Origin of the sequence: Desulfovibrio desulfuricans (assembly GCF_024460775.1) — a bacterium.
GTDB classification, from domain to species: domain Bacteria; phylum Desulfobacterota; class Desulfovibrionia; order Desulfovibrionales; family Desulfovibrionaceae; genus Desulfovibrio; species Desulfovibrio desulfuricans_E.
This window is the reverse complement of record NZ_JANFYZ010000001.1, coordinates 148,978-163,566: the sequence shown is the minus strand read 5'-3', so window position 1 is coordinate 163,566 and position 14,589 is coordinate 148,978. Positions and strand designations below refer to the sequence as shown.

General features: G+C 60.8%; 13 protein-coding genes. All 13 read left to right on the top strand.

The features are described 5' to 3' along the window. The first annotated feature begins 220 nt into the window (after window positions 1-220). Window positions 221-1,456: a dihydrolipoamide acetyltransferase family protein gene (locus NE637_RS00680; RefSeq protein ID WP_227119173.1), complete on the top strand. Its 1,236-nt coding sequence runs from the start codon at window positions 221-223 to the stop codon at window positions 1,454-1,456. Between the two features lie 16 nt (window positions 1,457-1,472). Beyond that, on the top strand, window positions 1,473-1,835 hold the full coding sequence (locus tag NE637_RS00675; protein ID WP_227119171.1) for a Lin0512 family protein: 363 nt from the start codon (window positions 1,473-1,475) through the stop codon (window positions 1,833-1,835). 35 nt (window positions 1,836-1,870) lie between these two features. Then, window positions 1,871-2,833 (top strand): thiamine pyrophosphate-dependent dehydrogenase E1 component subunit alpha, encoded by a 963-nt coding sequence (locus NE637_RS00670; protein WP_192111701.1) that lies wholly within the window; start codon window positions 1,871-1,873, stop codon window positions 2,831-2,833. A gap of 55 nt (window positions 2,834-2,888) precedes the next feature. After that, a complete protein-coding gene (locus NE637_RS00665) occupies window positions 2,889-3,860 on the top strand; it encodes an alpha-ketoacid dehydrogenase subunit beta (protein ID WP_275161612.1) in 972 nt (323 codons plus the stop codon). 125 nt (window positions 3,861-3,985) lie between these two features. Then, complete coding sequence (locus NE637_RS00660) at window positions 3,986-4,999, top strand: ATP-NAD kinase family protein (RefSeq protein WP_192111699.1); 1,014 nt, start codon at window positions 3,986-3,988, stop codon at window positions 4,997-4,999. Window positions 5,000-5,048: 49 nt separating this feature from the next. Beyond that, window positions 5,049-5,363 (top strand): DUF6506 family protein, encoded by a 315-nt coding sequence (locus NE637_RS00655; protein ID WP_225529797.1) that lies wholly within the window; start codon window positions 5,049-5,051, stop codon window positions 5,361-5,363. A gap of 111 nt (window positions 5,364-5,474) precedes the next feature. After that, on the top strand, window positions 5,475-6,254 hold the full coding sequence (locus NE637_RS00650) for an acetoin reductase (RefSeq protein ID WP_227119166.1): 780 nt from the start codon (window positions 5,475-5,477) through the stop codon (window positions 6,252-6,254). 70 nt (window positions 6,255-6,324) lie between these two features. Then, on the top strand, window positions 6,325-7,695 hold the full coding sequence (locus NE637_RS00645) for a dihydrolipoamide acetyltransferase family protein (protein ID WP_227119164.1): 1,371 nt from the start codon (window positions 6,325-6,327) through the stop codon (window positions 7,693-7,695). Between the two features lie 66 nt (window positions 7,696-7,761). Then, entirely contained in the window at window positions 7,762-9,126 is a 1,365-nt protein-coding gene (lpdA, locus tag NE637_RS00640) for a dihydrolipoyl dehydrogenase (RefSeq protein WP_227119161.1), read from the top strand. A 106-nt stretch (window positions 9,127-9,232) separates the two neighbouring features. Next, window positions 9,233-10,822 carry a lipoyl synthase gene (gene lipA / locus NE637_RS00635; RefSeq protein ID WP_227119159.1) on the top strand — a complete coding sequence of 530 codons (1,590 nt, stop codon included), beginning with the start codon at window positions 9,233-9,235 and terminating at the stop codon, window positions 10,820-10,822. A 10-nt stretch (window positions 10,823-10,832) separates the two neighbouring features. Then, the gene (locus NE637_RS00630) at window positions 10,833-12,851 is read left to right on the top strand and encodes a cytochrome c3 family protein (protein WP_227119156.1); all 2,019 of its coding nucleotides are present in this window, start codon (window positions 10,833-10,835) and stop codon (window positions 12,849-12,851) included. Window positions 12,852-12,882: 31 nt separating this feature from the next. Beyond that, on the top strand, window positions 12,883-13,308 hold the full coding sequence (locus tag NE637_RS00625; RefSeq protein ID WP_192111692.1) for a glycine cleavage system protein H: 426 nt from the start codon (window positions 12,883-12,885) through the stop codon (window positions 13,306-13,308). 3 nt (window positions 13,309-13,311) lie between these two features. Next, complete coding sequence (locus NE637_RS00620) at window positions 13,312-14,583, top strand: (Fe-S)-binding protein (protein WP_227119154.1); 1,272 nt, start codon at window positions 13,312-13,314, stop codon at window positions 14,581-14,583. The last annotated feature ends 6 nt before the right edge of the window (window positions 14,584-14,589 follow it).

The following is a 14,589-nucleotide window of genomic DNA, read 5'->3' as shown; positions in this document are numbered from 1 at the left end:
TTACGTCCACAAAAAACAACTCCATGAATTTTTTATATATTGTAGTGTATCATAACTGGTCTTACAGAACAGCGTTCTGTTCGATTTTGGAACACTATCAAATACACAGATAAAGTATTTTATAAATTATTCATTGATTATTACCTGTTATAAAGTGGTATCAGAGTTGCAATCAAGTAGGCATAAACGCGTGCGCCACATCGGCGCAAGGAGGTAGCGGATGGCCTACGAAGTGCAGATGCCCAAATGGGGCCTCACCATGAAAACAGGCAAGATTGCGCGCTGGCTTGTGGCCGAAGGCGGTGCGGTGGCAGTGGGGCAACCCCTGCTGGAAGTGGAAACAGACAAGATCACCAACGTGGTCGAGTCTCCGGCTGGCGGCGTTCTTTTGCAGATTGTCAGCCCGCAGGGCGAGGTTGTTCCGGTCATGCAGGTTATCGGCATCATCGGTGAATCGGGCGAGGCTGTGGCCGCCCCTGCCGCCAAGGCTGCCGGGGCAGTGTCTGCCGATTCCCCGGCGCCCGCAGCATCCGGAGCCAAGGGACAGAATGCGCAGGCCAGTGCGGTGCAAGGAGAAATCCGCGCCATGCCTGCGGCCCGCAAGGCCGCCAAAGAGCTTGGCGTTGATCTGGCAACGGTTACGGGCACAGGCCGCGATGGCGTTATTACAGAAAAGGATGTTCGCGCCGCTCACGAAGCCGCCGCAAAATCTCCGGCTCCGGCCAGCGCAGCCACGGCGCAACCATGCTCCGCCCCTGATGCTGATGCGGACGAAGTCATCCCCATGGACGGCCTGCGCAAGCTCATAGCGGACAACATGCAGGCCAGCCTGCAAAACGCGGCGCAACTGACCGTTTTTGTGGAAGCCGACGTTACTGAAATGGTTGCCCTGCGCGACACCATGCTGGCCCGCAACAAAAAAGACCCGGAATACCGCCTTTCGTTCAACGACATCATCGCCTTTGCCGTGTGCCGCGCACTCAGGCAGCACCCCGTCATGAACACCACCCTGCAGGCAGACGGCATCCACATGCACAGGCATGTGAGCCTTGGCATCGCCGTTTCGCTCGATACGGGCCTCATTGTTCCCAACGTCAAGAATGCGGACACCTACAGCCTTGAAGAACTCAAGGCCAAGGTGCGAGATGCTGCCAGCCGCGCCCGCAAGGGCGGCCTCTCCATGGACGAGATTTCCGGCGGCACCTTTACCATTTCCAACGTGAGCATGCTTGGCGTGGACGGCTTCACCCCCATTCTCAACCCGCCGGAAACAGGCATTCTCGGCGTTGGTCGCGTAGTGGAAAAGCCGGGCGTTTTTGAAGGTCAGGTCTGCGTGCGCAAGATGATGACCCTTTCCCTCACCTTCAACCACATGGTCACCGATGGCGGCCCGGCCATGAGCTTCCTGCGCACCCTTGCGGACATGCTCGAACAGCCCGTGCGCATGCTGGGCTGACCAGCGGAGGAATCCAATGCTGCAACGTTACGTGGTTGAACTGGGCACCGGGGCCGATCTGCACGGCGCAAACATGACCAAGGCCGCATACCGCGCGGTAAAGGACGCCATTTCGCGCAGTTGTTTGTGCGGTCTGGTGGAGATACTTGAGCGCGGTTCGTTTCAGGGTGTGCATGTGCATGCGCGCATTGCCGTGCCCGAACCTGATCTGGTGGACAAGGAGGCAGTGCTTGCCGCCATCCCCATCGGGGAAAAGAGCATTGAGGTCGTTACGGGCGGTTTGCGCACTCCGGGCCTTGAAGTTGCCTGCTTCAGCCCCGGTTGCAGCGACATCGTGTTGGCCTGCGCGGCCCTGACCGTGTCGGTAGATATTGACTGAGTCGGCACCACAATCAGCAATCTGAGGAGAGTACCATGAAACATCCCGACAAAAAGGTTCTGCTGGAAATGTTCAGCACCATGACCAAGATCCGCCTTTTTGAAAGCGAGCTGCAAAAGTTTTTTGCAGCTGGCAAAATACCCGGATTCGTTCACCTCTACCTTGGTGAAGAAGCCGTTGCCACAGGCGCGTGCGCCGCGCTGAAGCAGACGGACATGATCACCAGCACCCACCGCGGCCACGGGCACTGCCTGGCCAAGGGCGGCGACCTCAAGCTCATGATGGCCGAAATCTATGGCCGCTCCACTGGTTACTGCAAGGGCAAGGGCGGCTCCATGCACATTGCCGATTTCAACATCGGCATTCTTGGCGCCAACGGTATTGTGGGCGGCGGCGGGCCTCTTGCCGTGGGCGCGGCCTTCAGCTGCCAGTACAAGGACACCAAGGGCGTATGCGCCTGCTTTTTCGGCGATGGCGCGTCCAACCAGGGCACCACGCAGGAATCGCTGAACATGGCCAGCGCCTGGAAGCTTCCCGTTATCTTTATCAATGAAAATAACGGCTACGGCATTTCCTGCCCACAGAGCAAATCCATGGCCATCACCGACATTGCCGACCGTGCCGCCGGATACGACATGCCCGGCGTTGTCATTGACGGCAACGACGTGCTCGCCGTGTACGAAGCCGTGACTATGGCCGTAGAACGCGCGCGCAAGGGACAGGGGCCCTCGCTCATCGAATGCAAGACCTACCGCTGGCGCGGCCACTTTGAGGGCGATGCCTGCGTATACCGCAGCGAAAAGGAACTGGAAGAATGGAAGGCCAAGGATCCCATTCCGCGTTTTGCCAAAAAGCTGGTGGAAACCGGCACCGCCACTCAGGCGGAACTGGACGCCATCACCGTATCTGTGGCCGCCGAAATTGAAGCCGCCGTCAAGTTTGCGGAAGACAGCCCCTTCCCCAAGCCGGAAGACCTGCTGGAAGACGTGTACGCATAAAGCGTTTGCCTGAAACTGCGGAAACCACCTTCAGATTTTCAGAATGGAGAAAAATATGGCGATCAAAACCTACCTGCAAGCGCTTAACGATGCCATGCGTCAGGAGATGGAGCGGGACGAAAACGTGTTCATCATCGGTGAAGACGTGGGCAAGTTCGGTGGCTGCTTTGGCGTGACTCAGGGCCTTTTTGACCACTTTGGCGAACGCCGCGTGCGCGACACCCCCATTACGGAAAGCGCCATTGTGGGCGCTGCCGCCGGCGCTGCCGCAGCCGGTCTGCGCCCTGTGGCAGAGCTGATGTTTGTGGACTTTATCGGCGTCGCCCTTGACCAGCTCTTCAATCAGGCCGCCAAAATGCACTACATGTTTGGCGGCAAGGCCAAGGTGCCCATGGTGCTGCGCATGCCCCAGGGCGCTGGCGTGGGCGCTGCGGCCCAGCACTCCCAGAGCCTTGAAGCATGGTTCATGCACATTCCCGGCATCAAGGTATGCATCCCCTCCACCCCGGCAGACGCCAAGGGGCTGCTCATCAGCGCCATCCGCGACGACAACCCCGTTGTCTTTCTCGAACACAAGATTCTGTACGGCGTGGAAGGCGAAGTTGGCGACGAGGCGACGCCCATTGAGCTTGGCAAGGGCGATGTAAAGCGCGAAGGCACGGACGTAACCATTGTGGCTACCTCGCTCATGGTTCACTCCGCCCTTCAGGCCGCAGAAACCCTGGCTGCTCAGGGCATCAGCGCCGAAGTGGTAGACCCCCGCTGTCTGGTGCCCCTCGACAAGGACATCATCCTCAATTCCGTCAAGAAAACCCACGCTCTTGTGGTTGCGCACGAAGCCGTCAAAACCGCCGGAGCAGGAGCGGAAATCGCCGCCATGGTGGCCGAGGAAGCCCTGGACTATCTGGACGCGCCCATTGTGCGCGTGGGCGCTCCTTACTGCCCCGTTCCCTTCAGCCCGCCGCTGGAAAAGGCCTATATTCCCGGCGCGGATCAGATCGTCGCTGCGGTCAAGTCGTTGCGATAATTAAGCCGCTTTCAAGGGGCAGGCTCAGGCACAAGGCCTGCCCCATAGCGGCGGAGCACGATTGCAACAGCCATTGCAAGCACTGCGGCAGGCCCTGCCTGCTCACTACATCCACCGGAGTCAACGTGAAAGCAGCCATTATCGCCAATCCGGCATCAGGCAAGGACATACGCCGCATCGTCGCGCACGGCAGTGTTTTTGACAATCAGGAGAAGGTGCGCATGGTGCGCCGTATTCTGGTTGGTCTGGCCGCCGCCGGGGTACGTGATGTTCTGTATATGCCCGAGGGCTACGGCATCGTGCCGCGCGCCCTGAGCGATCTGGAAGCTCTGGAAACGCCTGTGAACGTGGCTCCGGTGGACATTTACCTGCACAACACGCAGGAGGACACCATCAACGCCGCAGCCCTCATGCAGCAGGAGGGGGTTGCGGTCATCATCGTCATGGGGGGCGACGGCACAAGCCGCGCCGCCTGCAAGGGCGCGCGCAAAACGCCTATTCTGCCGCTCTCCACAGGCACCAACAATGTTTTTCCTGTCATGGCCGAAGCAACCGTGGCTGGCCTTGCCGCAGGAGTGCTCGCCTGCGGCGGCGTAACCATTGACGAAGGCTGCCGCGAGGCCAGCCTGCTTGAAGTGCATGTGGACGGTCAGTTCAGGGACATCGCCCTGGTGGACGTGGCGGTGTACGATGATCTTTTTCTCGGCTCCCGCGCTATCTGGGACATCACCAAAGTCAGCCAGATAGTCGTTTCCCGCTGTCGGCCAGACAGCATAGGCCTCTCCACTGTGGCCGGGCAGCTCATGAGCATCTCGCCCGAAGAACCGCGCGGTCTGGCCCTTGATCTTGACCCCGATTTTGCCTGCCGCGTGCGCGCCGCCATCGGCCCCGGCCTGTTTGCCGACGTGGGCGTTTCCCGCGTGCGCCAGCTTTTGCCGGGCGACGATGTGCCGGTGGGGCTTACTCCCTGCGTGCTGGCGCTGGACGGCGAGCGCGAGGTGGAGGTTCGGCGCGGGCAGAGCGCCAGCATACGTTTGTCAGAAGACACCATGCGCGTGGTGGATGTGGCCCGCGTCATGGAATACGCCCGGCAACGAGGGCTGTTCTTGCGGGGCGCGCAGGTCTGCTACGCCAACTAGGCGGCATATCTGCATCATGCCTGAATACCCCAACACCAGGAGCATGTTTATGAAACTCAAGGCTGCATTCATTTTTCTGAGTCCGCGTGGCGAAGGCAACGGCGTCAAGGCCGAGCACCGCAGCTGGACGCGCACCCCCGGCGTGGAACTGCTGACCATTGGCGTGACATCCTACAGGGAGGCCGTTGAAGCGGCGCAGAAGGCCGTGGAAGAAGACGGCTGCGTTGCCATCGAGCTGTGCGGCGGCTTTGGCTACGAGGGCGCTGCAATGGTCGCACGGGCGGTCAAGGTGCCTGTGGGCGTTGTGCGCTTTGACATCCATCCCGGCCTCGGCAACGTCAGCGGCGACGGTATTTTTGCCTGACGCAACAACCTGTTTGCGGCCCGCAGGGTGCTGCCATCCAGTGCATTCCCGGTTTGCGCCCGGTTTAAGTCCGGTCTGATCCGGGCATGCGGCAACACGGAGGATACGATTATGGCTATTAACGGCAAAGTTGTTCTGGTTACGGGCTCCGCTCAGGGAATAGGACGCGGTATTGCCCTGCGTTTGGCAAAGGATGGCGCGGATATCTGCCTTGTGGATATGAACGTGGACAAACTGGCCGCCACTGCGGATGAAGTGCGCGCCCTTGGCCGCAAAGCCACCACCTTTATTGCCGACGTAAGTGACCGCGCGCAGGTTTTTGCCGCCGTGGATCACGCGGAAAAGGAACTGGGCGGGTTTGACGTCATGATCAACAACGCGGGCATCGCTCAGGTCAAGGCTCTGCTGGACGTCACCCCCGAAGAGCTTGAACGCATCTTCAGAATTAACGTCAACGGCGTGCTTTGGGGTATTCAGGCAGCAGCCACCAAATTCATGGCCCGCAAGCAGAAGGGCAAGATCATCAGCGCTTCTTCCATTGCCGGGCACGATGGCTTTGCCCTTATCGGCGCGTACAGCGCCACCAAGTTTGCCGTGCGCGGCCTTACCCAGGCGGCAGCGCGGGAGCTTGCCTCAAGCGGCATCACCGTAAACGCATACTGCCCCGGCGTGGTCGGCACAGACATGTGGGTGGCCATTGACGAGGGCTTTTCAAAAATCACAGGCGCCCCCAAGGGCGAAACCTACAAAAAGTACTGCGAAGGCATAGCCCTTGGCCGCCCCGAAACACCGGAAGACGTGGCCGCCTTTGTTTCCTATCTGGCCGGGCCGGACTCCGACTACATGACCGGGCAGGCCGTGCTTATTGACGGCGGCATGGTTTACCGCTGACGGCATCGGCCCGGCTGACGGCAAAAAGGCAGCCTTCCGCCGCAACACACAACATCGCAGGAGAACAGCAGTGAGCATAGAACTTGCCATGCCGAAACTTGGTCTGACCATGAAGACCGGCAAGGTTTCCAAATGGTTTGTGGCCGAAGGCGCCGCAGTCAAGCAGGGCGATGATCTGTTTGAAGTGGAAACCGACAAAATCACCAATAAGGTGGAAAGCCCCGCCGATGGCGTGCTCTTCCAGATTATGGTGCAGCCCAAACAGGAAGTGGCCGTGGGCGCCGTGCTTGGCATCCTGGCCGAACCTGGTGAAACAATCGCCCGGGTTGAAGGCGCGTCTGACTCCCCCGCTTCCGCCACAGCGGAAGCGGGCGCGCCCAAGCCCGAAAAAACCAACGCGTCAGCCGCTGTGCAACCCTCTGGCACTGGCGGGATAGCGTCTCCTGCCGCGCGGCGGCTGGCGCGTGAACTTGGCATTGACCTTGCCTGCGTAGCAGGTTCAGGCCCCGAAGGCCGGATTGTTGAGCGCGATGTGCAGGCCCGCCACGAAGTTATCGGCAAAATCAAGATCACGCCCCTTGCCGCCGCCGTGGCCGCCAAGGCCGGGCTGGATATCTCCACCCTCACAGGCACGGGCGAAGGCGGCAAGATCGTGCGCGAAGATGTTGACCGCGCCCTGCACCCGGAAAAATTCGCGACGGCGGCCCAAAATGCGTCTCAGTCAACCTGCTCCAGCGCCGTTTGCGGCAGCGAGCCAAGCTCCGTGCCCATGGAAGGCATGCGCAAGATAATTGCCGACAACATGCTGGGCAGCCTGCAAAACTCCGCCCAGCTCACCCTTGTGAGCGAAGCGGATGTAACCCCCTGCGTGCACATCATCAACGACTTCAAGGCCCGCAACAAAAAGAACAAAGACTTCCGCCTTTCCATGAACGACATGCTCATTCTGGCCGTTTCCAAGGCCTTGAAAAAGCACCCCCGCATGAACGCCACCTTTGACGGGCAAACCATCACCCGTCACGGCGAGGTGCACATGGGCGTGGCCGTGGCCCTGCCCGAGGGCCTGATGGTTCCCGTGCTGCACCATGCGGACAGGCTGACCCTGCTCGAAATAGCCAGGGAAGCCCGCCTGCTGGCTGGCCGCGCCCGCAAGGGCGAGCTGACGCCTGACGACATGAGCGGCGGCACCTTTACCATCACCAACATGGCGCATTCCGTGGTGGATTTCTTCACGCCCATTCTCAAGCCCGGTGAAACGGGAATCCTGGGCGTGGGCCGCGTGGTGGAAAAGCCCGTTATCCGCGAGGGGGCCATAGTGGCCCGCTCCATGATGGGTTTGAGCCTTACCTTTGACCACCGCGTTGAAGACGGCGCACCCGCCGCTGAATTTTTGAAGACACTTGTGGAATATCTGGCGGAACCGGCCCTGCTGCTTTTCTAGGGCATTCCCGGCAGGGCTGCGTCAATGCGCGCCCATACAGCAACCAGCACAGATCAGGAGAACACAATGTACGATGTAGTTGTCATAGGTGGCGGCCCCGGCGGCTATGCTGCGGCCATTCGCGCTTCGCAGCTCAAGGGCAAGGTGGCCTTGGTGGAAGGCGGCAACATGGGCGGCACCTGCGTTATGCGCGGCTGCATTCCCAGCAAGATATGGCTGCGCGCCGCTACCCTGCTGGAACAGTCGCGCAAGGCTGGCGAATTCGGTCTGGAACTCACTGTGGGCAAGCTGGATTTTACCGCTGTTCTGGCCCGCAAGCAGGGCGTTTCCAATGATATCCGCATGGGTATGGAAGCGCTGCTTGCCAACAACGGCGTGGATGTGATCCCCGGCATGGCCGTTGTAACCTCGCCCACTTCTGTGGATGTGGCGGGCAAAAAGGTTGAGGCCAAAAGCATTATCATCGCCACGGGCAGCACCCTTGCAAAGCCCGATGTTCCCGGTCTGGATCAGGCCGCCTTTACCAGCGACCAGCTGCTGGACATGACGGAAGCCCCGGCCTCGGTACTTATTACCGATCCTACCTATATTGGCGTTGAAATGGCTACCCTGCTGAGCATCCTTGGCAGCAAGGTCATCTTTGCCGTGCCCGGCCCGCGCATTCTGCCTGACGAAGATCAGGATTCCAGCCAGCGCATGTCCCAGTCCCTGCGCGAGCGCGGCGTGCAGATCATTGCCCGCCACACCCTCGTCAAGGTTGCGGGCAAAACCTGCACCCTCAAAAGCGGCGACAAGGAACAGACCGTTGATGCCGACAGGGTGCTGGTATCTGGCCGCAAGCCTGTTGCCGCTAATCTTGGTCTGGAAACGCTTGGCGTTAAGTTCAATGCAGACGGCGGCATAGCAGTTGACCAGCAGTGCCGCACAGCCTGCCCGAGCATTTTTGCCATTGGCGACTGCACGGGCGGCTGGATGCTCAGCCATGCGGCCTCTGCCATGGGCATCTGCGCGGCGGAAAACAGCATGGGCGTGCCCGCAAAATTCCCCTCCCACCTTGTTTCGCGCGCCATCTGGGGCAGCCCGGAAATGGGCTCCGTGGGCCTTTCTGAAGAACAGGCCGAGCGCAAGGGCTACGAGGTTGAAGTGGGCGGTTTTCCATATTCCATCAACGGCTATGCCATGTTGCGCGGCGAAGTGGACGGCGCAGTAAAAATGGTTGCCGATGCCGACACGGGCGAAATCCTGGGCGTGCACATCGTGGGCAGCAATGCTTCCGAGCTGATCGGCGAGGCGGTGCTTGCCATGCAGCTTGAATGCACGGTGCGCGAATTCGCCAAGGGCTTCCGCGTGCATCCCGCCTTTTGTGAAACCGTTGTCGATGCCGCGCGTGATGCCGCCGGGTGGGCCCTGTACCTGCCCAAGCGGGGCTGACGCCGTTGAAGGAACCGGCGGGGGTGCCGTTGGGCCCGGGGTAAAGGCCTCCCCGGCCCCCCGCCGTAAACAAGCTGAATCTGTTCTGCATTACAAGGAAGCAGCCATGTCCGCCTTATCCCTTTGCCAGCCAGATACCGATGCCAGCTCCGTGCCCGGCCAGCCTGTTCCGCTGGAGGTGCTGGATCTTGGGCGCATCGAATACGGCGAAGCCCTGAACTTTCAGAAGCGCCGCGTGGAGTCGCGCGTCAGCGACGCCGTGGACGATACCCTCCTGCTGCTTGAACACGACCCCGTCATCACAATGGGGCGCGGCGGCACAACGGCCCATCTGCACGTGACCGAGGAACAGTTGCAGCGTCAGGGCGTGGGCCTCTACTGGGTGGAACGCGGCGGCATGGCGACCTTTCACGGCCCCGGCCAGCTTGTGGCCTATCCCGTTATCCGTCTGCGGCAAAAAGACCTGCATCTGTATATGGAAAAGCTGCTGGCCGCCATCGCCTCGGTGGTGCGCTCCTTCGGGCTTGAGCCGCAACTGGGCGTTCACGGCCCCGGCGTGTGGGTAAACGGCGGCAAAGTCGCCAGCGTGGGCGTGGCAGTGCGCAAGTGGGTGACCTTTCACGGCATGGCCCTGAACGTGAATACCGATGTGGACTGGTTTCGCCTCATCACCCCCTGCGGCAACCCTGCGGAACGCATTACCTCCATAGCTGCCGAGCTGGGAAGTCAGGTTGATTTTGCCGAAGTTTCACACCGCTTTGTGCAGGCCTTTGCCCACGAGTTCGACTTTGCGCCCCGCACCGGGCTGGCTGCAAACAGACCGGCCTGGCTGACTGTTTCCCTGCGACCTGATGCCGGGATACGCCCGGTGGAGAACATGCTGGCCGACCTCAACCTGCACACCGTGTGTCAGGAGGCCCAGTGCCCCAACAAGGGCGAATGCTATTCGCGCGGCACATCGACCTTTATCATCATGGGCGACAGATGCACCCGCGGCTGCCGCTATTGCGCCGTAGCCAAAGGACATCCCGCGCCTCTCGATTCCAACGAGCCGGGCAACGTCGCGCAGGCCGTGCACAGGCTGGGCCTGCACCATGCGGTCATAACGTCTGTTACGCGGGACGACCTGCCGGACGGCGGCGCGGATCATTTTGTGCGCACCATCAAGGCCATACGCCAGACAAGCCCGCAGACCAGCATTGAAGTGCTGGTGCCGGATTTTCAGGGCGGCCCCAATGCTCTTGAGGCGGTGTGCGCCGCCCGCCCCGATATGTTCAATCATAATCTTGAAACCGTGCGGCGGCTTTTTGCTCAGGTGCGCCCTGGGGCCAGCTATCAAACTTCGCTGGAAGTGCTGCGCTACGCGGCCAGTCAGGGCCTGCGCGTAAAATCCGGCATCATGCTGGGCCTTGGCGAAACATGGAGCGAAATTCGCCTCGCCCTGGCCGATCTGCTGGCGCACGGCTGCCGTTTTCTGACCCTTGGCCAATATCTTGCGCCCTCTGGTGCGCATGTGTCTGTGGCGCGGCATCTGGCCCCTGACGAATTTGACCACTGGAAGGCAACAGCCCTTGCCATGGGCTTTACAGGCGTGGCTTCCGCCCCGCTGGTGCGCAGCTCGTACCGCGCGGAGGCCATGCTGACCAGTCTGACAGACGCGGCCCCGCTGGCTGCCAATACTTGCGAAGCGTGCTGAGGAGAAACGTATGAAGCTGAGGATGCGCAAACGCGGCCCAATCATGGCCGCCCCGATGTTTCCGGCGGCCCGTACGCTGACGGCCCATGCTGTTGCGGCCTGCATGATAGCGGCCTGTATCGTGCTGTCAGCGGCTGCGTTGCCCGCCCATGCTGCCAGTGACCAGCAGAACACCGAGGTCAGGCCGGGCAGAACGTGGTTTATTGATGAATCTGGCTTTCATGCCTCTGCCCACGCCAACATGTCGTGCGCAGACTGCCACGCAGAACAGGCCGATCACCAGCACCCACGGGCCGACAAGCTCAACAAGCCCGCCAGTACGGCATTTGATAGGGAAACCTGCCTGCAATGCCACGGCGAAATTGAAGACAATCTGGCAAAAGGGATGCACGGCGGCAAACCAGTAATGAAAACGCAGGACTATAACAACTGCGTTACCTGTCACAACCCGCACTATGTTCTCGCGCCCGAGGCCAGAGCCAAGGGCCTGCGCCCTGCGGGCGACATGAGCCAATCCTGCGGCGTATGCCACAAGGCTCAGACAGACCTGCCCAAACCAGCGCCCGATGTGGCCGCTTGCCTTTCCTGCCACGGGCTCAAGACCGGCAAGGGCATAGCCGCTGGCGCTGGCGTCTCCGCCGCCAAACCTCAGGGCGGTTCCCAAGCAGCGCCTGTGCCCTTTAACAAGGGCAAGGAACCGCAGGGGCCGGTTATGTGCCTCTCTTGCCACGGGCCGGAATCAAGCGCTGCCGCGCCTGCCGGGGCCATGCCCAGAATCACCGCCGAGGGTATGAAATCCATGACCCACGGGGACATGAACTGCCTCACCTGCCACAAGGATGCGGCACGGTACCCTCACAACAGGCAGGAGCGCGTCAACTGCCTCACCTGCCACACACGGCATGACGAAAAGACAATCCACGATGCCCACAGCAATGTGAGCTGCGGGGCGTGCCATCTTTCCGGCGTCACCCCGGTGCTCAAGGACGGCAAGGTTGATTATGTCATCAATTCCGGGCCGCTTAACGCGCATTCCATGACCCTTGCCAGCGGCACGGCCTCCTGCGTGCGCTGCCACAGCGCTGGCCCCGCTGTCACTTCCGCTACAGGCTCGGGCGGTACAGAGGCTGGTGGTGCCACAAACGGCTTTGCGGGCAACGGCAAGGTTGGCGCTGCCAACGCTATTCTGCCGCCCAAGAGCGTGCTGTGCATGGGTTGCCACGCGGCTACGTTCAGCGTGCAGGATACCCCCGGGCAGATCGGCCTCGGTATATTTGTGCTGGTCTTTGCTGGTATGGGACTGTTCTGGCTCTCCTGCGCCAATCTGGGCAAGGGTTCGCCGCAAAAGCCGCAGACTGCTGATGCCGCAACGGGCCAGAGCCACGGCTGCCCCACGCCGCACCAGCACGCAAGCGCGGAAAACCGCTGGGCTGCCCTGTGCTGCGATGTCTTCCTGCAACGGCGGCTCTATCGCGAATCCCACCTGCGCTGGGCCGTGCATGCGCTCATATTCTTCCCCTTCCTGTTCCGCTTTGTCTGGGGTCTGCTGGGTCTGACTGGTTCGCTTCTGTCGCCCGCGCAGGAATGGCCCTGGCTGCTGCTGGACAAAAACTGGGGTGCTGGAGCCTTCCTCTTTGATCTGAGCGGGCTTGCCCTGTTGCTGGGCCTGTTGCTGGCCGCCATGCTGTGGCGGCGTGAAAAAAGCGCTGCTGCAAACGCGCCTCGCCACGACTGGCTTGCGCTGTATCTGCTGCTGGGCATCACGCTTACGGGCTTTGTGCTTGAAGGCATGCGTATTGCCCTCACGGGCATGCCCGAAGGCAGCGGCTATGCCTTTGCCGGACATGTGCTGGCACTGGGGCTCGCTCCTCTGGGGCAGGCAACGCTGGCGCGCATCTACGGCTGGGGCTGGTACGCACATGCGGTGCTGACCGCGCTGACGGTGGCTTACATACCCTTCAGCCAGTTGCGGCACATGTTCACAGCTCCCCTGTTCCTGCTTGTTCAGACCATTCGCGGCCGCCACTAAGGCCTTAACCCATCACATTAAGGAGCAAATCATGGAAATTGCCGGATACAACATGCCCGAGGAACTGTACTACGACCAGTACCACTTCTGGACCCGCGTTGACGGCGACGAGCTGGTCATTGGCATGGACGACTTTGCCGAAAAGCTGGCAGGCCAGATCGTGTTTGTGCAACTGCCCTTTGTGGGCAAGGCCGTCACCGCCGGTAAAAAGTTTGCCAAGGTGGAATCGGGCAAATGGCTTGGCACCGTCTACAGCCCCGCCGATGGCGAAATTACGGCAGTCAACGAGGAGCTGGAGGCCAACCCAACCATTATCAACGCCGACTGCTACGGCAAGGGCTGGATGTACAGGATCAAGCCCGCCGACATGAGCCAGATCAATACCCTCATTCACGGCGGCAAGGACGTTCTTGAAGCATGGCTGCAAGAGGACATCAAGAAGTTCAAAAAGGATTAAATCATGCGTCACACAGCATTCAGCATACGACAGCGCATGGCGCTCGACGCCTGCACCGAATGCGGGCAGTGCCTGACCGTGTGTCCGGCGGTGGCGGCATCGGGCGACGCGGATCTTTCGGCTCAGGTGCGTATGGACAACCTGAAAATGCTCCTGCGCGACCGCAGTTTCTTCTGGCGGGCCTTGGGCGAAGTGCTGGGGCGCGAACCTGTGGCCACGCCGGAGCGCCTCAAGGAATACGGCACTTCGGTGTTCCGCTGTTCGCTCTGCGGCGATTGCGAGGAAGTATGCCCCGCTGGCCTGCCCCTTAAAGATCTGTGGCTCGCCCTGCGCGAAGAACTTTCGCGCACGGGCGACGCCCCGGAAAAAATCCGCATGATCCGCACCAATCTTGAAGACAGCCACAACGTCTTTGCCGAAGACAACGACGAGCGCGGCGACTGGGTGGACGACATGCGCAAGCCCCCAAAGGGCGGCGGGCAGAAAGCCAGGGCTGAAGTGGTCTATTTTACAGGCTGCGTGGGTGCGTACTTTCCTCTGGCGCAAAAAATCCCCATGGCCTTTGTGGAAATTCTGGAAGCCGCAGGCGTGGATTTTACCATCATGGCCGGCGATGAATGGTGCTGCGGCTTCCCCCTTGTGGGTTCCGGCCAGAGCGCCGATCTGCCCGCCATCATCAAACATAATGTGGAGGCCGTGAAGGCGCGGGGGGCGCGCAAGGTCGTGTTTACCTGCCCCTCCTGCTACCAGATATGGCGCGAATCCTACCCGCCGGAATTCGAACTGGCGCATGCATCTGAAATGGTCATGCAGCTCGTGCTTGAAAACAGGCTGCCCCTTGGCGAGCTGCCCATGACAGTGACCTACCACGACCCCTGCGATCTGGGGCGCGGCGGGCGCGTGTTTGACGAGCCGCGCGAGGTCATGGCGCGCATTCCCGGCCTGAAGCTTGTGGAAATGGAGCATAACAGGCGGCATTGCCTGTGCTGCGGCGGCGGCGGAAACCTGGAAATGATCGACCCCGATCTTTCGGCGGCCATGTCCAAGCGCAAGGTTGAAGAAGCCGTACGCACCGGAGCGCAAGCCATTGTGACCAACTGCCAGCAGTGCGTGCGCACCATGACCACCTATGCCAAGCGCAACAAGGTGAACATAGAAGTGCTGGACATGAGCCAGCTTGTGGCCCGCTCACTCCAGACGCACGCCAGTGAGGCAAAAGCCAGGGCAGACAGCGCGGCACAAGCAGTTCAGACGGCGGCATCAGCGCAGGCATAATGCCCA

Bases quoted from the DNA above. Each gene is read 5' to 3' on its own strand.
- NE637_RS00680 (WP_227119173.1), top strand. From the start codon at position 221: ATGGCCTACGAAGTGCAGATGCCCAAATGGGGCCTCACCATGAAAACA.
- NE637_RS00675 (WP_227119171.1), top strand. From the start codon at position 1,473: ATGCTGCAACGTTACGTGGTTGAACTGGGCACCGGGGCCGATCTGCAC.
- NE637_RS00670 (WP_192111701.1), top strand. From the start codon at position 1,871: ATGAAACATCCCGACAAAAAGGTTCTGCTGGAAATGTTCAGCACCATG.
- NE637_RS00665 (WP_275161612.1), top strand. From the start codon at position 2,889: ATGGCGATCAAAACCTACCTGCAAGCGCTTAACGATGCCATGCGTCAG.
- NE637_RS00655 (WP_225529797.1), top strand. From the start codon at position 5,049: ATGAAACTCAAGGCTGCATTCATTTTTCTGAGTCCGCGTGGCGAAGGC.
- NE637_RS00650 (WP_227119166.1), top strand. From the start codon at position 5,475: ATGGCTATTAACGGCAAAGTTGTTCTGGTTACGGGCTCCGCTCAGGGA.
- lpdA (WP_227119161.1), top strand. From the start codon at position 7,762: ATGTACGATGTAGTTGTCATAGGTGGCGGCCCCGGCGGCTATGCTGCG.
- lipA (WP_227119159.1), top strand. From the start codon at position 9,233: ATGTCCGCCTTATCCCTTTGCCAGCCAGATACCGATGCCAGCTCCGTG.
- NE637_RS00630 (WP_227119156.1), top strand. From the start codon at position 10,833: ATGAAGCTGAGGATGCGCAAACGCGGCCCAATCATGGCCGCCCCGATG.
- NE637_RS00625 (WP_192111692.1), top strand. From the start codon at position 12,883: ATGGAAATTGCCGGATACAACATGCCCGAGGAACTGTACTACGACCAG.
- NE637_RS00620 (WP_227119154.1), top strand. From the start codon at position 13,312: ATGCGTCACACAGCATTCAGCATACGACAGCGCATGGCGCTCGACGCC.